This window comes from Bacillus sp. NH11B, assembly GCF_001884205.1.
Lineage (GTDB): Bacteria > Bacillota > Bacilli > Bacillales > Bacillaceae_G > Bacillus_A > Bacillus_A proteolyticus.
Genome location: NZ_MAOG01000109.1, coordinates 177,725 through 203,861 on the forward strand (window position 1 = coordinate 177,725; position 26,137 = coordinate 203,861).

A 26,137-nucleotide genomic window follows, 5' to 3' on the forward strand; every position below is an offset into this window, starting at 1 on the left:
GGAGCTTCAGTAAAATTAACAAAGAACTCTCTACTTTATAATGATTATAAAATAACAACTCTATTTGTACGTTACCAAAAAAAGTCCTCATAATCAAGTGTTGGAAACTATTCCATATTAATTATAACATCATCTTTTCTATCTTCTTTCATCATGAAGGAAAATATGTATGATTGTTCCAAAATATAGTACTCACTTTCTCAATGCAATGCATTTGACATTGTATTTATTTTTCGTTATATTGATTTTACAAAATTAAATTGTGCACAATTTAAAAATATAAGGAGTTGCTTATGAAAGAAAATCCTTTACATCTAGATAACCAACTTTGTTTTTCTATTTACGCTTGTTCTAAAGAGGTTACCCGTTTTTATCGGCCCTATTTAGAAGAAATGGGCATTACGTATCCCCAGTACATTACGTTACTCGTACTATGGGAGCAAGATGGACTAACAGTGAAAGAAATTGGCGAACGCCTATTTTTAGATTCTGGTACGTTAACACCTATGTTAAAACGAATGGAATCATTAAAACTTGTAAAACGTGTTCGCTCAAAAGAAGACGAGCGAAAAGTTTGTATTGAATTAACAGAACAAGGTAAAGATTTAAAAGAAAAGGCCTGCTCATTACCGACAACGATGGCTACAAATTTAGGAATTACAGAGCAAGAATATCGTTCTTTATTAATTCAATTAAATACACTAATTGAAACAATGAAAACCATTAATGATAGAAAAGGGGAATAAACATGGATAAATTATATACTGCTTCAGTAACAGCAACAGGTGGAAGAAACGGGAAAGTAGTTTCAGATGATGGCATATTAAACCTTGATGTAAAAATGCCGAAAGCACTAGGTGGTGCAGGCGGAGAGGCAACAAATCCAGAACAACTATTTGCTGCTGGTTATGCCGCTTGCTTTGATAGTGCATTACAACTTGTCATTCGTACAAAACGTGTGAAAGTGGAAAGTACAGAAGTAACTGCTCACGTTTCTATCGGAAAAGATACAGATGGTGGTTTCGGTCTATCTGCTGTACTTGATGTACATGTCGCCGGCGTTTCACATAGCGAAGCACAAGAACTTGTAGAAGCTGCTCACGGGGTGTGTCCGTACTCTAAAGCAACACGAGGGAATATTGAAGTAACATTAAACGTACGCTAAAAGTGTATAAAGAAAAAACGCGCGACATTCGTCACGCGTTTTTTGTTTTTGTCATTTTATGAATTGCTTTCCATGCCTCTTCTTTTCCAAGTCCTGTTTCAGAAGAGAATAGAACGATTTCATCGCCAATTTCAACAGCAAGCGTTTCTTTTACAACTTTTAAATGCTTTTGCCATTTCCCTTTCGGAATTTTATCGGCTTTCGTTGCAATAATAATTGTTGGGATTTCATAATGCTTTAAGAAATCATACATCATCACGTCATCTTTTGTTGGTTGGTGACGTAAATCAACTACTAATACAGCTGCGTCTAATTGCTCACGTGTTGTAAAGTAAGTTTCAATCATCTTGCCCCATGCCGCGCGCTCCGTTTTAGATACTTTCGCATATCCATAACCTGGAACGTCAACAAAATGCATCATCTCATTGATTAAGAAAAAGTTCAGTGTTTGCGTTTTTCCTGGTTTAGAAGAAATACGTACTAACTTTTTACGATTTAAAATTTTATTAATGAAGGAAGATTTCCCGACATTTGAACGACCTGCTAATGCAATTTCTGGTAAATCACTGTCTGGATATTGTTCTGGTTTAACAGCACTAATTACAATATCTGCTTTTGTTACTTTCATTGTTTCACTCCTACTAATGCGTGCTCCAATACTTCATCTAAATGAGATGCAAGCACAAACGTAAGGTTTTCTTTTACGCTCTCTGGAATATCATCTAAATCTTTCTCGTTTTCTGCTGGCAAAATAATTTTTGTTAAGCCTGCGCGGTGAGCACTTAATGTTTTTTCTTTTAAACCACCAATTGGTAATACACGACCACGAAGTGTAATTTCACCTGTCATACCTACTTCTTTACTTACAGGAATACCTGTTAGTGCCGAAATAAGTGCCGTTGCCATCGTAATACCTGCTGACGGTCCATCTTTTGGAACTGCTCCTTCTGGAACATGAATATGAATATCATTTTTCTCATGGAAATTCGGATCGATCTGCAGCTCTTCTGCACGAGAACGAATATAGCTAAACGCTGCTTGTGCTGATTCTTTCATAACATCCCCAAGTTTCCCTGTTAAAATTAATTTCCCTTTACCTGGCGCTACAGACACTTCAATAGCCAGTGTATCACCACCAGCTGCTGTGTAAGCTAAACCAGTCGCCATACCAACTTGGTCTGTCTTCTCAGCTTGTCCGTAACGGAATATGTGCTTACCAAGTAAATCAACAACATTTTTCTCCGTTACAATAATTCGCTTGCGTTCTGCTGTAACAATGATTTTTGCTGCTTTACGACAAACTTTTGCAATTTGACGCTCTAGTGTACGAACACCAGCCTCACGTGTATAATAACGAATAATTTCAAGAAGCGCTTCATCACGTACTTGTAAATTACCTTTTCGTAAGCCATGCTCTTTTAATTGTTTCGGCAGTAAATGTTCACGAGCAATGTGTACCTTTTCAAGTTCTGTATAGCCAGCAATCGAAATGATTTCCATACGGTCAAGCAACGGACCTGGAATACTTGAAAGTGTATTAGCAGTTGCTACAAACATAACTTTCGATAGATCATATGGCTCTTCAATGTAATGATCACTAAAGTTATGGTTTTGTTCTGGATCTAACACTTCAAGTAATGCTGCTGATGGATCTCCACGGAAATCGTTAGACATTTTATCAATCTCATCTAATAAGAAGACTGGATTAACTGTTTTCGCCTTTTTCATACCTTGAATAATGCGTCCTGGCATTGCTCCAACATACGTACGGCGGTGACCACGAATTTCAGATTCATCACGTACACCGCCAAGGGATACACGGACAAAGTTACGATTCAATGATGTTGCGATAGAACGAGCTAACGAAGTTTTTCCGACCCCAGGAGGTCCTACTAAACAAAGAATAGGGCCTTTTAATGAGTTAGTCAATTTTTGTACAGCTAAATATTCAAGCACTCGCTCTTTTACTTTTTCAAGGCCGTAATGATCTTTATTTAAAATCTCTTCAGAATGAACAAGATCAATCATATCCTCTGTCGCTTCTGTCCACGGAAGGGCTAATAACCAGTCAATATAATTGCGAATAACACCGCTCTCCGCAGAACTTGTTGGTAACTTTTCATAACGATCTAATTCTTTCAGCGCAGCCTTCGTTGTTTCTTCAGGCATTCCTGACTGTTCAATTTTCTCACGAAGTTCTTCAACTTCTCCGCCCTTACCTTCTTTATCACCAAGTTCTGTTTGAATCGCCTTCATTTGCTCACGTAAGAAATATTCTTTTTGTGTGCGCTCCATTGAACGTTTCACTTTTTGTCCAATTTTCTTTTCTAGGCTAAGCAACTCTTGTTCATCTTGAATAATTGAAATAAGTGTATGTAGTCTTTCTTTTACAGATACAATCTCTAAAATCTCTTGTTTCTGCTTCGTTTTAATCGGCAAGTGAGAAGCAATTAAATCAGCTAGTCTTCCCGGTTCTTCTACATCAGCTACCGTTGCAAATGTTTCATTTGAAACTTTTTTCGAAACTTTAATATATTGTTCGAAATGCTCTAGTAACGTACGCATAAGAGCTTTCTCTTCTAAATCATCTTCCACTTCTTCCGTTACCGTTTTAATAGAAACTTGCACTACATTTTCTTCTTCGATAAACTCTACTACTTCTGCTCTATGTAAACCTTCCACAAGGACACGAAGCGTACCGTTCGGCAATTTTAGCATTTGCTTCACTTTCGCCACTGTACCTACACTATATATGTCATCTTCTTTCGGATCATCGATATTCATTTCTTTTTGCATTGCTAAAAAGATGATATTTTCATCCATTGCCGCCTGCTCTAGTGCTTGTATCGATTTATCACGTCCTACATCAAGATGCAGAACCATCGTTGGATATACGAGAACGCCTCTTAATGGTAGGAGGGGCACAATTCTTTCGTTCGTATTCATACTAGACATAGCACCTCCATAATAAATTAAACTCCTGTTCAACTATTTTATATTACAATACATCTAGATGCAATTGCAGAGATTCTCCGCAATTGTAAATATCTTGTTTTTCTCCCTTATGAAAAGAAAAAAGACTCCGCTTAAGCATACAAACTTAAACGAAGTCTGGCAAATTTTATTATCGTTTATTCTTACATTGATTGTGCATCTGTTTCGTCCAAAGCAGTCTGTACATCAATCTCACGATGCATATTTTCCTGCATAAATGTTAATTCAAATACTTCTTTTAATTTGCGGACAGGAATGATTTCAATTCCCTTTATTGTATACAAAAATGGTTGCATGTTTTCAGCCGGAATAATGACTTTTTTAGCTCCCGCTTTTTTCGCAGCTTTTATTTTTGCGTACACACCACCAATAGGCTTCACTTCTCCGTGGATACTTATTTCACCTGTCATCGCTACTTCATTATTCACATATGTACGATGCACCGCTGAATAAACACCCGTTGCCATAGCAATCCCTGCCGAAGGACCATCAATCGGGATACCGCCCGGAAAGTTAATATGTATATCATAGCCTTCTGGAAGTACATCTAGAGAACGGAGTACTGTTAACACATTATCAACAGAACCTTTCGCCATACTTTTACGGCGGATTGATTTCGTTTGATTACCAATACTTTCCTCTTCCACAATACCAGTTACATTTACTGATCCTTTATCTTTCGCCTTGATTGCTGTTACCTCAATTTCTAATAAAGCGCCTGTATTCGGTCCATATACAGCAAGCCCGTTCACAAGGCCAATCCTTGGAATTGGATAAATGCGCTTTTCGTACTTTGGTGTAAGTTGGCTCGAATGAACAACCCACTCTATATCTTCATCTTTAATGAAAGAACGTTCTTCATTTATCGCCATACCAGCAGAAATTTGTACGAGATTAATCGCTTCCCGTCCATTTCTTGCATACATTCCAATCATTTCAATACCGTTCTCACCTATTTGCATTTCCACTTTGTCAGCTGCATTCTTCGCTACTTTTTGAATTTCTTCTGTTTCTAACTCCCGGAAGAACACTTCTAAACATCGCGACCGAATTGCAGGAGGAATTTCCTCTGGCGAACGCGTCGTTGCACCAACTAAGCGAAAATCGGCTGGTAAACCTTTTTGAAAAATATCATGTATATACGTTGGAATCATCGAATTTTCTTCACTATAGTACGCACTTTCCAAAAATACTTTCCGATCTTCTAACACCTTTAACATTTTGTTCATTTGAATCGGATGTAATTCACCAATCTCATCAATAAACAAAATACCTCCATGTGCATCTGTTACAGCCCCCTTTTTCGGCTGCGGGATACCAGCTTGCCCCATTGCACCCGCTCCTTGATAAATTGGATCATGGACTGAACCAATTAAAGGATCTGCAATACCACGTTCATCAAACCGAGCTGTCGTCGCATCAAGTTCGATAAATGTTGCATTCGTACGGAATGGAGATTTTGGGTTTCGTTTCGCTTCTTCTAATACAAGGCGTGCTGCCGCTGTCTTTCCGACACCTGGCGGACCATATATAATCACATGTTGCGGGTTAGGACCACAAAGAGCCGCTTTTAACGACTTAATCCCGTCTTCTTGCCCCACAATGTCTAAAAAGGATATAGGACGCACCTTTTCCGCAAGTGGCTCTGTTAAAGAAACCTCACGCATTTTACGAAGCTGCTCTAATTCTTTTTTCGATTCTCGATCAATTGAAACTTTTTGTGTTCGCTGATTTCGAAGTAAATGCCAAAAGTACAATCCGACAATTACACCAAAAACAAGTTGAACAAGTAAAAATATATTTGTCCAGCTCATAATTCATTTCCTCCCGCTATGTTTTATCTTTTAGTATTTCCTGGGAGGAATAGTGCTAAACATAAAGAAAAACAGCAATTATAAAAATTGCTGTTTCTTCTTCGCATTATGCAGATGTTTTTGTATCAAGTACAGTACCGTCTTGTAACACCAATTTTGGCGGTGCATTATCAGCTACTGTTTCTTTTGTAAGAATACACTTCTCGATATCTTTACGAGATGGGAGTTCGAACATTACATCAAGCATTAAGCCTTCAATAATAGAACGAAGTCCACGAGCACCTGTTTTACGTTCAATTGCTTTTTTCGCAATCTCAACTAGTGCACCTTCTTCAAACTCTAACTCAACATCGTCAAGCTCCAACAATTTTTGGAATTGCTTAACAAGTGCATTTTTCGGTTTAGTTAAAATATCTACAAGAGCATCTTCATCAAGCGGCTCTAGGTTCGCAATAACTGGAAGACGACCAATAAACTCTGGGATTAAACCGAATCTTAAAAGGTCCTCTGGTAATACGTGAGATAAAACATGCTTCTCATTTACATCAGCATTTTTCTTCTCAGAACCAAATCCAATTACTTTTTCACCAAGGCGACGTTTAATAATTGGCTCGATGCCATCAAACGCTCCACCACAAATGAATAAGATGTTCGTTGTATCAATTTGAATAAACTCTTGATGCGGATGCTTACGACCACCTTGAGGTGGAACGCTCGCTACAGTACCTTCTAAAATTTTCAGAAGTGCCTGCTGTACACCTTCACCAGATACATCACGTGTAATTGATGGATTTTCGGACTTACGTGCCACTTTATCAATCTCATCAATATAAATAATTCCTTTTTCCGCTTTCTCTACATCATAATCAGCCGCTTGAATTAGTTTTAGTAAGATGTTTTCTACATCTTCCCCAACGTATCCAGCTTCAGTTAAAGATGTTGCGTCCGCGATTGCAAATGGAACATTTAAAATACGCGCTAATGTTTGTGCCAATAATGTTTTACCACTACCAGTTGGCCCAATAAGTGAAATATTACTCTTCGCTAATTCTACATCATCAATTTTGCTGTTAGAATTAATACGTTTGTAATGGTTATATACCGCTACCGCTAGTGCTTTTTTCGCGTTATCTTGTCCGATGACATACTCATCTAAGATTTCACGAATTTCTACCGGTTTCGGTACATCTTTGAATTCTACTTCTTCGTCCTTCGCAAGCTCCTCTTGTACAATTTCAGTACAAAGCTCGATACACTCGTCACAAATGTAAACACCTGGACCTGCAACTAACTTTCGAACTTGCGTTTGTGTTTTACCACAGAAAGAACATTTTAATTGACCTTTTTCATCATTAAATTTAAACATATTTTCACACCCCTTACAAAGTGCTAACCTCTTGCCTTCGTATGTACACGATAAATGTATCGTATGTAAATACATATTATGTCACTACGTGGCGAGAAATACAAATAATATGACTAGTTATGTACAAATAAAAAATTTTAAAACTTTTGAAGTATGTATATTCGACTTATGAAGAAACTTTTCCTTCTTCATCGAAAAGTTTTATAAATATATTTCTATATTTATAAAACAAGGCACGATTAAAATCGCGCCTTGTTATTTTATTATGCAGCGTTGTCTACTAAGAAGTCTACAGCTTTACGCACTTTAAGATCTTCAGATAAAGCGTCTACGCTTCCAAGAGCTTGCTTGATAGCGTCTACTGGCATACCGTACATTTCAGCCATTTTTTCAACTTCTGCAGTTACTTCTTCTTCAGTAACTTCGATGTTTTCAGCTTCAATGATAGCTTCAAGAACAAGGTTGATTCTTACACGTTTTTGTGCATCCTCTTTCATTTGCTCTTTTAATTTGTCAGCGTCAGTACCTGTGAATTGGTAGTAAAGCTCAAGGTTCATACCTTGTTGGCTTAAACGTTGCTCGAATTCACGAACCATACGATCTAACTCAGTGTCGATCATAGCTTCTGGAATGTCGATTTCAGCGTTTGCAGCAGCTAATTCTACTACTTCGTCACGTACTTTGTGCTCAGCTTCGTGCTTTTTGCCTTCTTCTAAGTTTGTACGAAGTTTTGTTTTTAATTCATCAAGAGTTGCAACTTCTTCGTCAGCATCTTTAGCGAACTCGTCGTTTAACTCAGGAAGTTCTTTTGTTTTGATTTCGTGAATTGTTACTTTGAATGTTGCTGGTTTGCCAGCTAATTCAGCAGCATGGTACTCTTCTGGGAATGATACTTCAACGTCTTTAGACTCACCAGATTTAAGACCAATTACTTGCTCTTCGAAACCTGGGATGAAAGTACCAGAACCGATTGCAAGAGAATAGTTTTCGCCTTTTCCACCTTCAAATGCTTCGCCATCAACGAAACCTTCGAAGTCGATTACAGCTGTATCACCATTTTCAATAGTTCCTTCTTCTTTAACAACTAGTTCAGCTTGACGCTCTTGTAAAGCTTTTACTTCGTTCTCTACATCTTCGTCAGTTACAGTTGTTTCAACTTTTTCTACTGCTAAACCTTTGTACTCACCTAATTTAACTTCAGGTTTCACTGTAACTTTTGCAGTGAAGATAAGGTTAGCATTTTTTTCGAACTTCTCGATGTCGATTTCAGGATGAGCAACTGGGAAGATACCAGCTTCATCGATTGCTTCACCGTATGCTTTTGGTAAGATGATATCTAAAGCATCTTGGTATAAAGACTCGATACCAAAGCGTTGTTCGAATAACGGACGAGGCATTTTCCCTTTACGGAAACCTGGTACGTTAATTGTTTTTACTACTTTTTTGAACGCAGCGTCGATAGAGTTGTTTACTTCTTTAGCATCAACTTCGATTGTTAAAACGCCAACGTTACCTTCTAATTTTTCCCATTTTGTAGACATTTATTCTTTCCCTCCAACTATAATAATGTATGCACATACCTCTATAGATTAAAATATTCATTATCTCTTTTTTGAAATAACAAATGTACAAATAACCCTCTAGCAAAAGCTTTCAGATATAATGTTCCAATCTACTAATTGTCTAAAAGACAACTACGGTATATTTTGTTCGAGACTAATATGAAACATATTAAGTAAGAGAATTATACTCCTCTTCTCTTACAAACAGGCAGATTTCTGCCTTTTGCAACCCTTACATTATAACATAGAATATGCTCGTTTCAATAACTGAACGATTCTTTTTCATAATTATACGGGCAAATATCCTTCTCTTTCAATGCGTAGTAACCATTGATAGGCGATATGAAATTCCTCTAACTCGATATTGTATGCTGTCATAAGTTCTTCTTCATCAATAGCCAATCCGAAACGCTTTCTTCCAATTCTCTCTAAGACGGCAGCCCAAATTTCTACTTTATCCATTAATAGAGGGAATGGGAAAATACTAATTTGTAATTCTTTCCAGTAAGTGACCATCGCACTAAATATATCCGGATAATTTTGCTCTAATTGGCTTGATAATTTATGTATTATTTTATCGGATTGCTCCTCATTATGACCCGTAAATGCTGGTATCACTCTTATCGTATTTCCAAACTTCTCTACTTCTATCTCTTCTTCTATTTGATTTTCTACCATCTTATACAAAATAGAAGTTTTCAAATAAGGGTGTTGCTTTTCCTCTATTAAAAATTTCTTTAAAGCAGGAAGTGCGAGATCCAGGTCTTTTAATGAAAGTTTTTGGATCACTCTTAGCTTTTGACCAAAGTTTTCTCCAAAAAGTTCATCGGTAAATTCTTCCAATTCAAAATTCGAATCCACTAGCGACATGTCTGCTTCATCTAGCATACCTTCTGCAAATAAAGCGAGCTGTGCTAATTTTTCCTTTTGCTCAGGCATTATATCTTTCGTTTGCAAAACTTTTTCAACGGTTTCAATAACGCCTTCATAATCATTTGTTTGAACTAAAATAGTCACATACGTTTCAAGAATGTCACCAAATAATACAGCTCCTGTTTCAAGTAACTGCTCACATTTATCTTTCGCTTCTTCCATATGCTTTAATTCTAACAAACAAATAACTGAGGCTAATTCTGTTTGTTCCGTTTCCGCATTATACTGACGTAATATTTCAAAGCAGCGCAATGCATCTTCGAATTTCCGCTCTTTCAACGCTAAAAAACCTTCATCAATATAGCGTTCTGATAGTTGCGGAAACAATACGACCGTATTTTCTTTTTTATCCATACGTTCGCCTCTTTTTCTAGATTTTAATTATCTTCAAAGTAAATATATCAAATGCGTAATGAGAACACAACATTCCAAAACCATTCGTTTGAAATATAGGAATATTTAATTTTCATATTAGGAAATCAACAACCTTTTAAATGAAATTCATTTTCCACAAACAAAAACCCTCAGCAACAGAAGCAGAGGATTCATCATTAATGGAAAGCATTTATAATTGTGGGGTATATAACAAGGGTAATAATTTGGAGAACAATAATTGCCATAACAATCATGCTAAAGTAGAAGATTGGTTTACTTCGCTTCATTAAAAACATAATGATAAGCATCGTACAAGCAAACAAACTTAAGAAGAACAAACTCGTTGTCGAACTAAGTATACCACTCGGGACAAAGAACAATAAAACTACACTACAAGTACCTATAATTCCAAATAACCATTCCATTCATTCACTCATTCCCTTTCCCTCTCATGGCAGTTTTCTCTAAGCGATTAAATGTTTTACAACATCAACTACATACGTTAATTTCTCATACGCTACAAACCCAAAAGCTACTGTTAAACCTGTTACGATTAATCCTTTCATCATTTCTTCCTCCTCGTTTTATCGTTGTTACCTTCATTATAGAGGATTCGTAATTTGTTACCATCGAACTTCCTTACAGTTACCTTACAGAATTGTAAGATTTCAAAAATAAGTTTAAAATCATGTTAATATATTTTTGTACAATTAAGAATTTAATTTACAAGGGGCATTTTATATGTTCAAAAAAATGGCAGCTGATGTTTTAGGACTAAGCGATGTAGGTTCCGTTATCACTCCGAAAGATTATGATAAGGTCGATGCTGATGATTACGTCATGCATGAAGATGGGGAGAAAATATATTTTCTTATTAAATCAAAATCAGATGAATATTGTTTCACAAACAATGGATTAATCCACCTAGACGGTACAAGTGCAACAAGCAAAAAACGTACACTGCGCCGCTTTAGTTATAGTAAATATCAAATTAAAAACGTAGCACTTGAAACTGCGGGAACGATTGATTTGGATGTAGAAATTAAGTTTCAAATGGGAGATGAGCATTACTCAATTGATGTTCATAAAAAACATATTGAAGAATTAAAAGATTTATATAAGGCTTTACTTAAAATCGAAGAAATTTCATACGACAACGACATTACATTACAATATGCACATAAAAGTTTAGATATGGCATCTAACGCTTTCAGCCGTATTTCAAACGCACAAGTAAACTTAGCAGAGCAATTTAAAGAGATGAACGAGATCGCTTTTAACTGGCTTGTTGATACGAAGAAACAATATAATGTGAAAGATTATGGTTTTGTATTTGAAAAGTTTATTAATAACTAATTTAAAACAAACAAAAAACCTTGTTATCCAAAGATAACAAGGTTTCCTTAGCGTCCCAGGAGAGATTCGAACTCCCGACCCGTCAATTACCTATGATATATAAACAATTCTTTCATCGCTTGCTGAACGTTCATTTGTGCGGTCAACTGACCGTTTTTATTAATTAATATTATACGCTATATAGTAGTTCTACGCCAATGTTGAATGCTTTTTGTTCTATCGATTCCCTATCGAAAATTCTGACGCATTTAGATGATATTTCCCTATCCACGGAATAAAAAACAATCGTCTTAAAATGCGAATCTCGGCGTACCTTTCCGCACTATTTTATATATTTTGATTGCAGTCTTAATATATCTGCCTCTTCGCGAATGCCTGCCGATCCCTTCCTCACATTTTTTACGACAGTCCAATTCGGGTTAGTTTCATCACCGATGTTCTGTACTGTAAAGTTGCCGTCACCATATTTTCGGTGACCTTCTGCCAATTTCTCCGTTAAATCATTCTCTTTAGATTTCGCCATCTTTGCGCCATCTCCCTTTTTTATACAACCTTCTAAAACTGTCCAATCAATCACACGTCCAGTCAATTGGAGATCCTCGCTTTCCACTTCGACTAATTGTAACACACTGTCGGGGATAAGTTCCGATAACGGCTGTTCAATCGTACTAGAATGGTAAAAGTTTTATAACATTCTAAGTGAACAATTGGGATAATACAGATATGGATTTGAGTTCCATCATAAACCTATTGATTCTTTAAATTAAATAAGAGGAATAGGGCGCAAATGGTAAGATTGACTTAGTAGAGTTAAAATCGTCACCTACTGCACCTCTTACTAAAAATCAGAAAAAAGCCTTCCCCCGAAATTGCGGAATCAGGTGCAATAGTTAAAAGTAGGAACAAACCACCATTTGAACATTTAGAAGAGATTCCACCAACGAAAATAAATGTAATAAGAAAAGAAGAATAAGGAGGCCTTTATATGGCATTACATGATACAGATCAAGTCGATTTAGTTTTAATAGATGAGGATAATAAAGATAATGTATACTTAACAGTCTTTGATGCTTTAGAGTGGAATAAAAGCGAAGAACTTGACGATGAACACATTTTACTTTTACAAGACAAAATCAATACATATTTAGGATTCATTGAAAGTGATGAAATCTATGAAAAAGTTCCAAGTACAATAGGTAGAACACAATTCATTATACAAGTGTATTCGCAGAATGAACCTAGTTTTTACGGGAAAAAGTTTTATAATATTGTAAGTGAACAATTAGGAGAATCTGGATATGGATTTGAGTTCCACCATAAACCTATTGATTCTTTAAATTAAATAAGAGGAATAGGGCGCATAAATGGTGCTCTTTTCTTAATGTACTTTAATCCATAATATATAATAATTATCATATATTATGTTATATTTTTTACACCTCTTGCACATACATCAATTGGTAGACAAACAAAAAACCTTGTTATCAAAAGATAACAAGGTTTTGTTAGCGTCCCAGGAGAGATTCGAACTCCCGACCGTACGCTTAGAAGGCGTATGCTCTATCCGGCTGAGCTACTGGGACATGGAGCGGGTGAAGAGAATCGAACTCTCGACCAGAGCTTGGAAGGCTCTTGTTTTACCACTAAACTACACCCGCATATTTTATTTTATTTTTCTTCGTTAGCGCTGTTGCCCTATCGACAATATTTATTATATGTATAACCATACATAAAGTCAACACCTTTTTTAAAAGAGGATAATTTTTCTTATCCTCTTTTAAAAACTGCTTGTTCAACTAGTTGTCCGTCTAATGTTTCAAAACGAACTTCTATTTGATTTTCATCCATTTCTAATAAAGCGAATGTCTTTTCCACACGAGAGCGCGGGAGCAAAATACTTCCTGGATTAATAAATAAAATCCCATCAAGTAATTCTGCCCCTAGTACATGAGAATGTCCAAAGCACGCTACTTGCGCTCCTACTTCTTCTGCATGATACGCTAACGTTTGTAACGTCATTTTCACATTATGACGATGACCGTGTACAACTAAGAAACGAATTCCATCTACATCAGTTACAATTTCATCTTGAAAGTTAGCATAATCACAATTCCCTTTTACAACATGAAAACCTTGTAGCTCTTCGTGAGCAGGCGTTAGCTCTGAATCACCACAATGAATCATGATATCTACTTTCCCTTCATATTTCTCTTTTAACTGCTGTAATTCCTTCACAGAGCTATGACTATCGCTTACGATTAAAGCTTTCATCAATCTCTCTCCCTTATTCTTCTAAAAACCATTCTGGGATTTTCTCTTCTAATTTACGAAGAGCGCGTCCACGGTGGCTAATGGCATTTTTCTCATCCGAACTTAGCTCAGCCATTGCCTTTTTATATTCTTCTACATAAAAAATCGGATCGTATCCAAAACCATTTTCCCCGCGGCGCTGTTCTAAGATTTTTCCTTCACACGTTCCGTTTACAATAACAGGCTCTTTATCTGCTTCAGGGAAAGCAACCGCTAGCGCACAGTAAAAACGAGCTGTACGTTTTTCTAAATCGACGTCAGTTAACCCTTGTAACACTTTATCGATATTCGCCTGATCGTCTTTCGGCTCTCCAGCAAAACGAGCTGAATATACACCTGGTTTCCCGTTTAAGGCATCTACAATAAGACCAGAGTCATCCGCAATTACGATGGAATTCAACTGTCTACTAAGACTGTCCGCTTTCAAAATTGCGTTTTCTTCAAATGTTTCACCAGTTTCTTCGACTTCTTCAATATGAGGAAAATCGTGTAAAGATTTCACTTCTAAGTCAAATCTCTCAAATAACTCAGCAAACTCACGTACTTTCCCAAGATTTTTCGTCGCTACAACAACTTGTTTCATATTTTCCACCTCTACTCTATATGAGATACGATGTCACCTAACGCTTCTTTTTGCTTTTCAACAAGTTGGAAGATCCCTTGTTCCGCAGCATCCAGTAGTTCATTTAATTCCGCTCTGCTAAACGTCGCTTCTTCTCCAGTTCCTTGTACTTCAACAAACTGACCTTTTCCAGTCATAATAACGTTCATATCAACATCTGCTTTAGAATCTTCGGCATAATTTAAATCTAAAACGACACCTTGTTCTTCAACAACACCTACTGACGTTGCCGCTAAATAATCTTTTACAGGAATTTTAGATACTTTATCTGCTTGCAATAATTTTTCAAAAGCTAATACCATCGCTACATAAGCACCTGTAATTGAAGCTGTTCTCGTTCCGCCATCCGCTTGAATTACATCACAGTCGATCCAAACCGTTCTTTCGCCAAGCGCTTCTAAATCAACAACCGCACGTAATGCTCGTCCAATTAAACGCTGGATTTCCATTGTACGCCCTGTTACTTTCCCTTTGCTTGACTCCCTGATTGTACGTTGCTCTGTCGCACGTGGAATCATTGAGTATTCTGCTGTTACCCAGCCTTTTCCTTCTCCACGCATAAACGGCGGTACACGCTCTTCAATTGTCGCTGAACAAATTACCTTTGTATCCCCAACTTCAATTAGTACCGATCCCTCTGGATGTTTTAAATAATTTGTATGAATATGTATATGGCGTAGCTCTGCTTGTCCTCTACCATCTACTCGCATAAAAATAACCCCCTCATAACTACTCTTATTAGTATAGCCAAATTTAAATGTACGATATGTATAACAATAAAAGAAGGGGAACTCAAAAAGCAATTCCCCTTTCTTACATAAGTATATCAAATTATTCGTGATTAAAAACTACCTGTATTCACGTTTTGCGGACGATTAACAGGTTTTGTTAACTTTTCACCCTTCTCATCCATAAGATTCGCCTTCCCATTCACTTCAATGGAAATATTTTTCACACCTTGTTTTTCCGTTAAAGATAAAACTAGCGACTTCAATACGTAATTTGAAATCACACTCTTGTCTTGGTTCGCAAATATATTTTCATTAAAGTTTAATGTAATATTTCCGTTCTCCACTTTCGGATTCGTAATAAGCTTAGCTCCCGGATTAAAATCATTTAGTAACGAACTGTGAATCGGGCCTTTTACAAGCTCATCCACAATTGTCGCGTAATCATTTTCTTTCCCTTCTGCAACGCGTCTTGTTACCGGTACGTAATATTGCTGCTTATTATTATTTTGCGCCATAAAGTAAAGTGTAACCGGTTTTGTATGCGTTACATCTGCTACTTGTTCATCATCAAAGTTAATTCCATTCGCACGACTTACACCTTCACCAAGCGGTGTACCCGCAACAGGCATCTTAGCTAACTTCTCACCATTTATTTGGAACTGCACTTGTTTTATTTCTGTAAATTGAGTCAAAGTCCACGCTACTGATTCAACAATTTGACGCTCTTCTTCTTTTGAATAATTTTTCATTTCGTTAGAGAAATCAATTACTGCTGTCCCACCTTTTTTCAAATCCAAGGTCATCGTCGTATTTGCTGGAAGGACTGCTCGAAATCCATTTGGCAATAAATTTGTGACTGGTCCATCTTTCACAAGATACTCTAACGTTTGCTTTACAACCTCATTCGCTTTCGGAGTAGGCATTGCAATAGTTTGCGGTACGACATATCCATTTTTATCAACAAGGTATAACTCTCTATTTACTGTTTGCCCTTGTTTATCTTTTTTAGCTGTTTCTTTCTTTTCACCTTCTGTATACGTAACTTTTTTCGGCGGATCAATTTGTTCTGTCGCTTTCTCTTGATTTAATAAGCCACACCCTGATAATAAAATCGCACTCACAGTAGCACCAACAACCCATTTAAAAGTGGATTTAGGCATGCCATTCCCCCCTAAAATCTAAGTTTGTACTATTATGTATACGAGCTGTTTCATATTTTAGAACAAGCTATAGCTACTTACACAGAAAAAAACCCCTGATTTCTCAGGAGTTCTCTTATATGAATCTACTATTATTCTGTTTCTAAATTAATATGCTTCACATTTTCAATCGGCTGACCGAACCATTTTGATGCAATTTCTTTAAATAGGCCTATTTTCCCTGTTGTTAAGAAGAGATGATCGCTTTGTTCCTCTCCCTCATTCAACATTTTACTATGATATAAAATTGTACTTACTTCACGCGCCGTTTCATCACCAGAACTAATTAGTTGCACTTTATCTCCCATTACTTTTTTAATAACAGGACCTAAAATCGGATAATGTGTACACCCTAAAATAAGTGTATCAATATCAGTATTTTTCAATGGTTGCAACGTTTCTCTTACAACTTCATACGCCATTTCACTTTCGAAATTCCCGCTCTCTACAAGCTCAACGAAAGGCGGGCACGCTAAACTTTCTACCATAACACGGTTATTAATAGACTTTAGCGCCTCTTCATAGGCACCACTTTTTACTGTTCCAATCGTTCCAATAATCCCAACATGATACGTATTTGTCACTTTTAAAGCTGTACGTGATCCTGGATGAATAACTCCAACTACTGGAATTGGTAATTGTTTCTGCATTTCTTCTAATACAACCGCAGTTGCTGTATTACACGCAATAACTAACATTTTGATATTTAAATCTAATAAATGCTCCGTCATCTCCCACGTAAATTGACGCACTTCTTCTCGAGAACGTGGACCATAAGGGCAACGTGCTGTATCCCCTAAATATATAATGCGCTCTTTCGGCAACTGACGAATTAATTCTTTCGCTACTGTTAAACCGCCAACTCCTGAATCGATAACACCGATTGCTCTATTCAACTTCATCACCCGTTTTCTCATTCATCATCTTATTTTATCATTATATTTTACACACTTTAAGTTCGCTCACTTAAACTGCTTCTGTATGAAAATTTTCATTTGTACCTGTATAGATCAGGACCTTTTTTATTTTGCTCCTTTTTTTCATAATTTGCAAGACAGAAAAATAACCGACCTTCTATATGAAAGTCGGTTTCTTCTATATAAAATACATATTCATTACGCCACTTTTCTCTGAATAGAAGACATTCCTATTAATAAGAAGAAATGTGCAGAAATTAAAAAGACGATAATTTATTTACAGCTCTTTTTATAACCTTACCTATTTCCACGCTAGACTGCGGATTCTGCCCTGTAATCAAACGCCCATCTACTACAACATGTGGCGTAAAGTTAGGTGCAACATAAAAGAAAGCTCCTTCTTCCTTCAATTTACTTTCTAACAAAAATGGAACTCGCTTTTCTAAATGCACAGCTTTTTCTTCATCATTTGTATAACCTGTTATTCGCTTACCTGCACTAAAAAACGAACCATCCTTATTTTTCACACCGACTAAAGAGCTTACGCCGTGACAAACAGCCGCTACAATCCGATTATTGTTATACATATTTACAATCAAATTCGCTACATACGGATTACCTGGAAAATCTACAATCGCCCCGTGCCCACCACCAAACAAAACCGCATCATAATCCGAAAAATGAGCCTTCGAAATTGGTTGCGTATTTTGTAATATCGTAGCTACCTGCTTAAATTCATGAGGTATACCATTGGGAATTGATACTCTATCAATAGGTACCCTTCCACCTTCTATAGATACAAGATCAACATCGAACTTAGCCTTTTTAAATAAATTATAAGGAGCTGCGAGCTCTTCAAGCCATAAACCAGTCGGGTGTCCATTCATATCATGAGCGCTTGTTGAAACTAATAATACTCTTTTCAACATATCCCCTCCCTACTACCTATTTATGTATAGAACATCCTTATCATTCATATAGAACATGAAACAAACAGAAAAATAGCCGACTCTTTGTATAAAAGTCGGCTGCTTTCTTATAGTTCGAGCTCTCCCATACGAAGAAGCTCAACAACTGCTTGTGAACGTCCTTTAACCCCTAGCTTTTGCATTGCGTTTGAGATGTGGTTGCGTACTGTTTTTTCACTTATAAAAAGTTCACCTGCAATTTCCTTCGTTGTTTTATCTTGAACCAGTAATTCAAATACTTCTCTTTCTCTCTTTGTGAGTAACGGTTTAGATTGATACGCTTTTTCCTTCAACTGGTATAACCCTCCTTGCTTAAGCCAGAGCTGTATATGTGTAAGTTGGGTGTTTATTTAGTCAAGATATTGTATGAACGAAATGTGCAGGTGGTGAATGAAAATAGGCTTTATTTCTTATGTTATTTTAGACTTTTATACAGTGCGTGCACTCATTTTATCCGCTTACTTTTTAATGCGCCATATTTGTTCTAGCAATATACTTACAACTGTACCTACAAACAAACCATTCCCGAATATATATTGCATAACAGACGGCAATGATTGGAGTGCTCCAGACGGTAAAAACATAACACCGCTTCCAAATAATATAGCAACTCCTAAAATCGTTACATTCCTTTCGCTATGCTCCACTTGCTTTATATTATTTAGCCCAATTCCAATTAGCTGTACGAATGAAGCCATTAAAACTGCAGATGCAACAGCAGATGGTAACGATGCTAAGTAACGAATAATACTTGGGAATAGTGACATAACGACTAATAACATACATGCCATTAAGAACGATCGTATATATTTTTGTTTTGTTAAACGAATAAACCCTGCCGTTGCTGGTAAAGGAACGACACCTACAGTTGAAAATACGGAAGAAATGATGTGTGAAATTCCCCCAACCCACGTACCATCTTTCAACTGTTTTTGTTCAATAGTCGCTTTATGAATCGTAGCTTGATTAATCGCTATAATAGCTGCCACAGTATTTGAAACTAAAATACATACCATAACGAAACTTGATACAGCCATACCTGTATTCCATTTCGGAAGTCCCCAAGCAAATATATGTGGAAGTTGCACAAAATGAGTTACTTGAGACGGAATCGTCACTTTCCCTGCAATTAGAAAAATAATCCACCCACTAATTAATCCTATTAAAACTGCATAACTTTTGACAAAACCTTTTCCAAAATTAGATAGTATAATAACGAACAGAAATATACTAAACGCGATTATTGCTGTAAATCCATCGATTTGAGAAACAGTAGCTGTAATTCCTAGCATTCCTTTTAAAAACACACCGCTTAATTGTAAACATAATAAAAGTAAAAATGTGCCTGTCACAAGCGGCGTAAACAAAAATAAAATACGTCCTATAAAACCAGTTACTCCTAATCCGATTAAAATAACACCGGAAATCATCATTCCTAATTCTAAAATTTGCAACGTACTATGTAATTGATCTTGCCCGACAGTTGCATAAGCAAGTACAGTAAATACACCAACCCAAGATCCAGCTGGACCATCCGCAATTGGTAGTCTATGCCCAAGCCATCCTTGTAAAAAAGAAGATATACCAACTACAAAAAATGTACGCTGCATTAAATAAAATATCTCTTCCGTCGTAAGATGAAATAATCCGCCAACGACAATTGGTAGTGCGATTGAATTCGCTAATAAAAATATAAACCATTGCAAAGTTCCCATAATATGATTTTGGTTATGTTGATTGTCCAATTGTTTCATCCCTTCTAACTTTCCTACACGAAATATAGCGTTAGAATAAAAAAGAAGAGTTCTATATTTATAATTAGAACCCTCCTTAAAATATTCAAACGATTCTTCTACACAAGATTATTCAATTCCATCTCATTTAAACTTCCAACAACAATATTTCCTTTATATACGACTAGACGTTTCTCTGTTTGACGGGCTACTGCTTCAGCGACGCATGTTGCATTCGTTAAAACAAAACTTGCTTCATCCCCTACATTCGGCCATACTCGCTTTCCTTCATTGTTTAACGTTTCTTTTCCTCCCGTAATAAAACGAAGTGCCTTCCCTAACGACCTTTCGTCACTCCACCCAAAACGCTCGGCTAATCGATTTACCTTTTGAAGCATATCACCTGTTCCGAATGGCGACCAATGATCTGTAATACTATCATTTCCTAATGAAACTTTAACACCCTTTTTATCTAATAACGGAATCGGGATTACTTGTTTACCAATTGGCACGGTTGAAGTAATATCAATTTTTAAAGCCGCTAGTCTTTCTGCCACTTCTTCAACTTCTTTATCAGTAACACCACCAAGTCCAAGCGCATGACTAATTGTTACACGACCTTGCCACCCCGCTTCTTCTGTTAAGCTTGCCAATCTTTTCATCGTAAACGTTCCAAGATTATTTGCATCATGCAGATGAATATCAACATCCGCATTAAACTCTACTGCGATATCCATAATCGTATGTAATGATTTTTCAATGTCATTATCTACTGTAGCTGGATCCACTCCGCCGACTAGATGCGCACCCATACGCATCGCATCTTTCACAAGTTGCACAGAATTACTGCGCAATAATCCATGTTGCGGAAAAGCAACGATTCTACCAGACATCCGATCTTTATATGTTTCTAACGCCGCTAACGTCGCCTCCAAATTACCAAGTCCAATAATTGGATCAACATTACAATGCGTTCTAATATTCGTTGCACCATTTCGAAGCAGCAACTCTAGCATATTTTCCGCCCTATCTTGAGCAGTTGCTAATTGCTTTGGCAAAATCGTTTCTTCTTCTTTAAAACGAGTAAAAATATTTTCTGCTGGCATGCTAGCTTTCCAAGGACCACTATAATATGTTTTATCAATGTGAATATGCATCTCTTCGAAAGCTGGCAAAATTAATAAGCGATTGGCATCAAGAGTTACTATCCCTTCCTCTTGAACAACACCTGCTATAATTTTTTTAATTCGTCCATCTTCAATGAGTAAACTACATAATTCTGTTTCTGTTCGTGAAATTTCCCCTTCTTCATATGTATACCCTGATTCAAGCATTACATTAGTCAGCCAATATACTGTCATCTCTATTTCCCCACCCTTTATTAAAAATCATCTTACATCTCTTATCTATAATTTTAATATCAACTGAAAATTAAGACAATTAATACGACCGTTTCCTAAAATAAATGTAATACAACCTCATAGTCTTCTCATAAATTTCCATATAGAATAGAAGTATGTAGTTTGATATAAAAAGGAGTTGATCGTAATATGTCAAAAAAATTATGTAAGTCCGAAACTGATAAAATGTTATTTGGTATTTGTGGTGGTTTAGGAGAATATTTTGATATTAGCTCTACTCTCATTCGTATCATTTGGGTCATTGCAGTTTTATGTTTTGGGACAGGATTTTTAGTCTATTTTATTTGTTTATTACTTATGCCACGTTCGTACTAACGGCATCTCCTCATATACTTAAGAAGAGCATATAAAAAATCACCTATAGAATTCTTTTCTATAGGTGATTTTTTCATGAAGAATATTTCATCGTTAAATGTAATACCGCCACTTCATCCTCTTGATTTTTATAACTATGTTTCTTATTCGCTTCAAATTGAATGGAGTCAAACTCGTTTAATTCGTATACATCATTCTCCACTTGAATAGATACTTTCCCTTTCATTACCGTTACAAGCTCAATAGCACCTTCATGATGAGCTTCCGGTTCATATATACTATTCGCTCTTAAACAAGCACGGTGCATTTCCATCCCTGTCTCTTTCGTGTAACGGAACATCGTTTCTAAATGCCATGCTTGTCCTACATCTACTGCAAATCCTTCTCCGCAGCGCGCAACAGCTACAGGTTCTCCAACAACCATTAATCTCGATAAAGGAATTGATAACCCTTTCGTTATTTTCCAAATGACAGCTAACGTCGGATTCGTTTCTCCTCTTTCGATCTTTCCCAACGTTAATTTACTCACACCTGTTTTTTGGGCTAACTCTTCTAAACTTAATTTTTTTTCATTTCGAATTTGTCTTAATAACTGACCTACTTGCTGAATGACTTCTTTCGTTTGCATATCTTCATTTTCTTTCATCTATAAAACCACCTTAAAGTATAAAATAGTTTACTTTTATCACACTTAAGTATATTATACTATACATAATGATTTACTTCCAAAAGGAGTGTTATATTTCATGCGCGCAATATTATTAGGGCTTTTATCATCAGCCTTTTTTTCTGCAACCTTTATTATTAATAGAGCGATGAATGTATCTGGAACAAGCTGGGCTTGGACAGCTTCCTTCCGCTTTTTATTCGCTCTCCCTATTTTATTCCTTATCGTTTTATTTCGCAAAAACTTAAGAGGTTTATGGGAAGAGTTAAAAAAACATCCATTTATGTGGATTGGATGGGGTTCTGTTGCAGGGATTGGTTTCTATTCTTTATTAAGTTTCGCAGCTGTTTTTTCTCCAGCTTGGCTCGTTGCTGGAACTTGGCAAGTTACGATATTAGCAGGTTTACTTTTATCACCACTATTTTTCGTGAAAATAGAGACACAGTCAGGTACGAAACTTGTACGCGGAAAAATTCCACTTCGTAGTTTATATGTAGCATTATTTATTTTACTTGGTGTAATTTGTATGCAAGCAACTGCAGCAGGTCATATTACAATGACGCAGTTCATTTCGGGTTTTTTACCTGTCGTATTAGCTGCATTCTTATATCCGTTCGGCAATCGAAAAATGATGGAACTTGTTGGCGGACGTCTTGATACATTCCAACGTGTATTAGGAATGGCAATTGGAAGTCTTCCTATTACAATTCTCCTTGGTATATACGGCTTTGCCACTACGGGTATTCCATCATCAACTCAAATGCTTCAAGGTTTTTTGTTAGCACTATGTTCTGGAGTCATTGCGACGATGACATTCTTTTTTGCTACTGATTTAGCAAAAGACAATCTTGCTTTACTTGGAGCTGTTGAAGCAACACAAGCTGGAACGATGGTCTTTACCGTGCTTGGTGAGATTATTTTCTTGAATGGTTCATTCCCTGGTGGTCTTTCCCTACTCGGAATGATTATTATTATGTTAGGAATGGTTGCGAATAGTATTTTAAACCGTTCTGCTCCAGTCATTAAACAGAAAAAATCGGCATAAAAAAGAGTATGGTTCTATAACAATGAACCATACCCTTTTTATTGTCCCCCTATTTCGCCTTATCAGAATAGTATTTTATTGGCTGTTTATACTAAAACCTATGTTATAATACGTTTCATGCGCATTAATAGGAGGTAAATTATGTTAAAAAAAGCAATCGCTGAATTTATTGGTACATTTGTACTTGTATTATTCGGAACTGGAGTAGCTGTCACTGGCGGCGGAATTGAAGGAATTGGAACATTAGGAATCGCTATGGCTTTCGGTCTATCTATTGTAGCTATGGCATATAGCATTGGAACAATTTCTGGATGTCACATTAACCCAGCAGTATCTGTAGCTATGTTCATCAACAAAAGAATGAACGCTACGGAACTTTGTTATTATGTATTAGCTCAAATTTTAGGTGGTTTATTAGGAACTGCAACGTTAGTAACAATTTTACGCTCTGCTAAAACACCTTTAGATAATTTAGGACAAAATGGTTTTGGTACTCTTGGTTTATCTGGAGCATTTTTAGTTGAGTTCGTTTTAACTTTCGTATTTATTTTAGTAATCGTGGCTGTAACAGGTAAAAAAGGAAGTTCTTCTTTAGCAGGACTAGTAATTGGTTTCACATTAGTTTTAATCCACTTATTAGGAATTCCGTTAACTGGAACATCTGTTAACCCAGCTCGTAGTATCGCACCAGCTTTATTTGTTGGTGGAGAAGCACTTTCTCAACTATGGGTATTCATCGTAGCACCAATTCTTGGTGGTATCGTAGCAGCTGTTGTAGGGAAATTTATTTTAAATACTGAAAAATAGAATTTTCAATATTTCTGAATAAAAAAAGGCGAGCCCTCATTATGAGGAAGCTCGCTTTTTTATTCTTTCATTTTAGACTTTAAATTTGTAACTAATTGGTCTACTGTTACATTTGCAAGTACGTTTTCCATCGCTTCTTGCGCTTGCATCAAAATAATTTCTAATACTGATTGAATATTAGCTCCTACTGGACATTCAATGTTGGGATTTTCATGGAAGGAAAATAGCTGTCCTTCTTCTACTACTTCCACTGCTTTATATACATCAAGTAATGTAATTTCTTCTAAATCACGAGCAAGTGTCGTACCACCTTTACCAGCTTGTACATCAACAAGTCCTGCTCTCTTCAACATTCCTGTAATGCGACGAATCACAACTGGATTTGTATTCACACTACCAGCAATCCATTCAGAGGTACAGCGAGAGTTTCGATCTATCGCAAGTAACGTCAGCATATGAACACCTACTGTAAACCGACTACTAATTCCCATCTGCACACCCTCCTTTGTATTCATTCTATTAAAAGACAACTCTTATTATTATATACTATTTTTAATTTATACATAAAGAAAAAGCATGATTCCATTAGAAAATCATGCTTTTCTCTCCTTATTGACGCTTTATAAATTTTGCTAAATCTTTAAATTTCACTTTGTCGGAGTAATTCATTACACCGTTTACGTAAATGCGACTTGTAACAGCATTTAATATACCAATTGTCGCCAATAAAACTATTAATGTTATCGTAATCTCTAACATACCTGCTTCACCGGCTACAATCCGTGAGAAGGTGACCATCGGTGTGAAAAACGGAACATACGAACTTACAACAACAATAGTACTATTCGGATCACTTAATGATTTAATACTAATGAAGAATGCAGCCATAATCAAAATCATTACCGGGAAAGATACAGCTTGTAAATCCTCTGTCTTAGACACAACAGCTCCAGCCGCAGCGTACATCATCGCATAAAGTAAATATCCCGTAATGAAATAGACAAGAAACATGCTTATAACCTTTGCATCTAATTTTGTAAAGTCAATTGGAACACCAAATAATGAGGCACTTTCTAAATCGACCCAACCTAGCAAATAAGGAATAAGGTAACCACACGTCAATATTACAAGTTGCAATAACGCCGTTGAAACAACCGCTAAAATTTTCGCATACATCATCGTAAGTGGCTTTACTTTCGGAAGCATTACTTCCATTACACGTGACGCCTTTTCAGATGCAATATTCATTGCGATTGTATTTCCGAAAGCTACAATAAACATATACAAAGCAAATGTAAAGAAATACGCAATTCCGAAAGAAGATGTACGATCTTTTATCGCTTCTTGCTTCACTTGAATTTCTGCTTGTAATTGCTGCGCAATTTCTGGTGAAACATTATTTTTTGCAATCGTCACCATCGTATATTGTTGTTTTAAATAGCCTGCCATAATTGCAGAAGTTGCTTGGCTTGGAAATCCATTATACATATATGTAACCGCTGGAGCCCCATCCTTTTCCGTCACATGGAATAGACCATCTAAATCGCCTTCTTCTACTTGTTTATGGTATTTATCAAAATCATTATTTGAACCAACCGTTATTTTTGCTGATGGTAATAGCTTATTTAGCTCTTCTTTTTGTACTTTGTATGTGGAGCTCTCTACTACAACTGCAATTTTATCTTTATCCTTATTTTTATCATCGCCTGTAGTAAAATGATTAAATGCAAAAATCCCAAACACAACTAAAAATAAAATCGCACTCGTAATTAATGATTTTTTAGATAAAAACGCTTCCCTAAAATAAAATGAAAATACATGAGAAAATTTACGCATC

Annotated in this window: 27 protein-coding genes and 2 tRNA genes; 7 read left to right on the forward strand and 22 right to left on the reverse strand. The window is 36.4% G+C overall.

Annotated features, from left to right (window positions below; translation table 11 throughout):
* Positions 1 to 293 precede the first annotated feature (293 nt).
* Both BAU27_RS20245 and BAU27_RS20250 read left to right on the forward strand, forming a co-directional pair.
* On the forward strand, positions 294 to 746 hold the full coding sequence (locus BAU27_RS20245; RefSeq protein ID WP_071771741.1) for a MarR family winged helix-turn-helix transcriptional regulator: 453 nt from the start codon (positions 294 to 296) through the stop codon (positions 744 to 746).
* Positions 747 to 748: 2 nt separating this feature from the next.
* On the forward strand, positions 749 to 1,165 hold the full coding sequence (locus BAU27_RS20250; RefSeq protein WP_000359781.1) for an organic hydroperoxide resistance protein: 417 nt from the start codon (positions 749 to 751) through the stop codon (positions 1,163 to 1,165).
* Positions 1,166 to 1,196: 31 nt separating this feature from the next.
* Here the strand turns inward: BAU27_RS20250 and ysxC are convergent, their stop codons facing one another.
* The 7 genes from ysxC to BAU27_RS20285 all read right to left on the reverse strand — a co-directional run bounded on the left by ysxC (position 1,197) and on the right by BAU27_RS20285 (position 10,634).
* Positions 1,197 to 1,793, reverse strand: coding sequence for a ribosome biogenesis GTP-binding protein YsxC (gene ysxC, locus BAU27_RS20255; RefSeq protein ID WP_000869121.1), 597 nt, complete (start codon positions 1,791 to 1,793; stop codon positions 1,197 to 1,199).
* On the reverse strand, positions 1,790 to 4,120 hold the full coding sequence (gene lon, locus BAU27_RS20260) for an endopeptidase La (protein WP_071745777.1): 2,331 nt from the start codon (positions 4,118 to 4,120) through the stop codon (positions 1,790 to 1,792). The genes ysxC and lon overlap by 4 nt, the downstream gene beginning before the upstream one ends.
* Positions 4,121 to 4,302: 182 nt before the next feature.
* Positions 4,303 to 5,973 carry an ATP-dependent protease LonB gene (gene lonB / locus BAU27_RS20265; RefSeq protein ID WP_071745778.1) on the reverse strand — a complete coding sequence of 557 codons (1,671 nt, stop codon included), beginning with the start codon at positions 5,971 to 5,973 and terminating at the stop codon, positions 4,303 to 4,305.
* A 106-nt stretch (positions 5,974 to 6,079) separates the two neighbouring features.
* Positions 6,080 to 7,339, reverse strand: coding sequence for an ATP-dependent protease ATP-binding subunit ClpX (gene clpX, locus BAU27_RS20270; RefSeq protein WP_071745779.1), 1,260 nt, complete (start codon positions 7,337 to 7,339; stop codon positions 6,080 to 6,082).
* Positions 7,340 to 7,602: 263 nt separating this feature from the next.
* On the reverse strand, positions 7,603 to 8,880 hold the full coding sequence (gene tig / locus BAU27_RS20275; protein WP_071745780.1) for a trigger factor: 1,278 nt from the start codon (positions 8,878 to 8,880) through the stop codon (positions 7,603 to 7,605).
* Between the two features lie 309 nt (positions 8,881 to 9,189).
* Entirely contained in the window at positions 9,190 to 10,188 is a 999-nt protein-coding gene (locus BAU27_RS20280) for a hypothetical protein (protein WP_071745781.1), read from the reverse strand.
* Positions 10,189 to 10,385: 197 nt separating this feature from the next.
* Complete coding sequence (locus BAU27_RS20285) at positions 10,386 to 10,634, reverse strand: hypothetical protein (protein WP_002094402.1); 249 nt, start codon at positions 10,632 to 10,634, stop codon at positions 10,386 to 10,388.
* A gap of 316 nt (positions 10,635 to 10,950) precedes the next feature.
* Here BAU27_RS20285 and BAU27_RS20290 point away from each other — a divergent pair, with 316 nt between their 5' ends.
* Positions 10,951 to 11,565, forward strand: a complete 615-nt coding sequence (locus BAU27_RS20290) for a PH domain-containing protein (protein WP_071771742.1) — start codon at positions 10,951 to 10,953, stop codon at positions 11,563 to 11,565.
* A 322-nt stretch (positions 11,566 to 11,887) separates the two neighbouring features.
* Here the strand turns inward: BAU27_RS20290 and BAU27_RS20295 are convergent, their stop codons facing one another.
* The gene (locus BAU27_RS20295) at positions 11,888 to 12,088 is read right to left on the reverse strand and encodes a cytoplasmic protein (protein WP_071745806.1); all 201 of its coding nucleotides are present in this window, start codon (positions 12,086 to 12,088) and stop codon (positions 11,888 to 11,890) included.
* Positions 12,089 to 12,550: 462 nt separating this feature from the next.
* Between BAU27_RS20295 and BAU27_RS20305 the strand changes: the two genes are divergently transcribed.
* Positions 12,551 to 12,907: a DUF6572 domain-containing protein gene (locus tag BAU27_RS20305; RefSeq protein ID WP_071771743.1), complete on the forward strand. Its 357-nt coding sequence runs from the start codon at positions 12,551 to 12,553 to the stop codon at positions 12,905 to 12,907.
* A 167-nt stretch (positions 12,908 to 13,074) separates the two neighbouring features.
* Here the strand turns inward: BAU27_RS20305 and BAU27_RS20310 are convergent.
* The 11 genes from BAU27_RS20310 to BAU27_RS20360 form a co-directional block, all read right to left on the reverse strand.
* Positions 13,075 to 13,148, reverse strand: a tRNA-Arg gene (locus BAU27_RS20310).
* A gap of 1 nt (position 13,149) precedes the next feature.
* Positions 13,150 to 13,223 (reverse strand) — tRNA-Gly (locus BAU27_RS20315).
* 109 nt (positions 13,224 to 13,332) lie between these two features.
* Positions 13,333 to 13,836, reverse strand: coding sequence for a metallophosphoesterase (locus BAU27_RS20320; protein ID WP_071771744.1), 504 nt, complete (start codon positions 13,834 to 13,836; stop codon positions 13,333 to 13,335).
* A gap of 13 nt (positions 13,837 to 13,849) precedes the next feature.
* Positions 13,850 to 14,458, reverse strand: a complete 609-nt coding sequence (locus BAU27_RS20325; RefSeq protein ID WP_061674627.1) for an XTP/dITP diphosphatase — start codon at positions 14,456 to 14,458, stop codon at positions 13,850 to 13,852.
* Positions 14,459 to 14,469: 11 nt separating this feature from the next.
* Complete coding sequence (gene rph, locus BAU27_RS20330) at positions 14,470 to 15,207, reverse strand: ribonuclease PH (RefSeq protein WP_001261778.1); 738 nt, start codon at positions 15,205 to 15,207, stop codon at positions 14,470 to 14,472.
* A 131-nt stretch (positions 15,208 to 15,338) separates the two neighbouring features.
* Positions 15,339 to 16,388: a GerMN domain-containing protein gene (locus BAU27_RS20335; RefSeq protein ID WP_071745786.1), complete on the reverse strand. Its 1,050-nt coding sequence runs from the start codon at positions 16,386 to 16,388 to the stop codon at positions 15,339 to 15,341.
* Between the two features lie 131 nt (positions 16,389 to 16,519).
* Complete coding sequence (racE, locus tag BAU27_RS20340) at positions 16,520 to 17,329, reverse strand: glutamate racemase (RefSeq protein WP_071771745.1); 810 nt, start codon at positions 17,327 to 17,329, stop codon at positions 16,520 to 16,522.
* A 272-nt stretch (positions 17,330 to 17,601) separates the two neighbouring features.
* Positions 17,602 to 18,273 carry a type 1 glutamine amidotransferase domain-containing protein gene (locus tag BAU27_RS20345; RefSeq protein WP_071771746.1) on the reverse strand — a complete coding sequence of 224 codons (672 nt, stop codon included), beginning with the start codon at positions 18,271 to 18,273 and terminating at the stop codon, positions 17,602 to 17,604.
* Between the two features lie 107 nt (positions 18,274 to 18,380).
* The gene (gene gerE, locus BAU27_RS20350) at positions 18,381 to 18,605 is read right to left on the reverse strand and encodes a spore germination transcription factor GerE (protein ID WP_000659484.1); all 225 of its coding nucleotides are present in this window, start codon (positions 18,603 to 18,605) and stop codon (positions 18,381 to 18,383) included.
* A gap of 165 nt (positions 18,606 to 18,770) precedes the next feature.
* Entirely contained in the window at positions 18,771 to 20,066 is a 1,296-nt protein-coding gene (locus tag BAU27_RS20355; RefSeq protein WP_071771747.1) for a purine/pyrimidine permease, read from the reverse strand.
* 98 nt (positions 20,067 to 20,164) lie between these two features.
* Entirely contained in the window at positions 20,165 to 21,406 is a 1,242-nt protein-coding gene (locus BAU27_RS20360; protein ID WP_071771748.1) for an amidohydrolase family protein, read from the reverse strand.
* Between the two features lie 189 nt (positions 21,407 to 21,595).
* Between BAU27_RS20360 and BAU27_RS20365 the strand changes: the two genes are divergently transcribed.
* Positions 21,596 to 21,781, forward strand: a complete 186-nt coding sequence (locus BAU27_RS20365; RefSeq protein WP_000038411.1) for a PspC domain-containing protein — start codon at positions 21,596 to 21,598, stop codon at positions 21,779 to 21,781.
* Between the two features lie 73 nt (positions 21,782 to 21,854).
* Here BAU27_RS20365 and BAU27_RS20370 read toward each other — a convergent pair whose 3' ends face one another.
* Positions 21,855 to 22,427 (reverse strand): helix-turn-helix domain-containing protein, encoded by a 573-nt coding sequence (locus tag BAU27_RS20370; protein WP_071771749.1) that lies wholly within the window; start codon positions 22,425 to 22,427, stop codon positions 21,855 to 21,857.
* A gap of 100 nt (positions 22,428 to 22,527) precedes the next feature.
* On the opposite strand from BAU27_RS20370, the gene BAU27_RS20375 reads away from it, so the two are divergent.
* On the forward strand, positions 22,528 to 23,493 hold the full coding sequence (locus BAU27_RS20375) for a DMT family transporter (RefSeq protein ID WP_071745792.1): 966 nt from the start codon (positions 22,528 to 22,530) through the stop codon (positions 23,491 to 23,493).
* 141 nt (positions 23,494 to 23,634) lie between these two features.
* The gene (locus BAU27_RS20380) at positions 23,635 to 24,300 is read left to right on the forward strand and encodes an aquaporin (protein ID WP_071745793.1); all 666 of its coding nucleotides are present in this window, start codon (positions 23,635 to 23,637) and stop codon (positions 24,298 to 24,300) included.
* Between the two features lie 59 nt (positions 24,301 to 24,359).
* Here BAU27_RS20380 and BAU27_RS20385 read toward each other — a convergent pair whose 3' ends face one another.
* Positions 24,360 to 24,791, reverse strand: a complete 432-nt coding sequence (locus BAU27_RS20385; RefSeq protein ID WP_000512998.1) for an Rrf2 family transcriptional regulator — start codon at positions 24,789 to 24,791, stop codon at positions 24,360 to 24,362.
* Between the two features lie 118 nt (positions 24,792 to 24,909).
* Positions 24,910 to 26,136: an ABC transporter permease gene (locus BAU27_RS20390; protein WP_071771750.1), complete on the reverse strand. Its 1,227-nt coding sequence runs from the start codon at positions 26,134 to 26,136 to the stop codon at positions 24,910 to 24,912.
* Position 26,137: the final 1 nt, after the last annotated feature.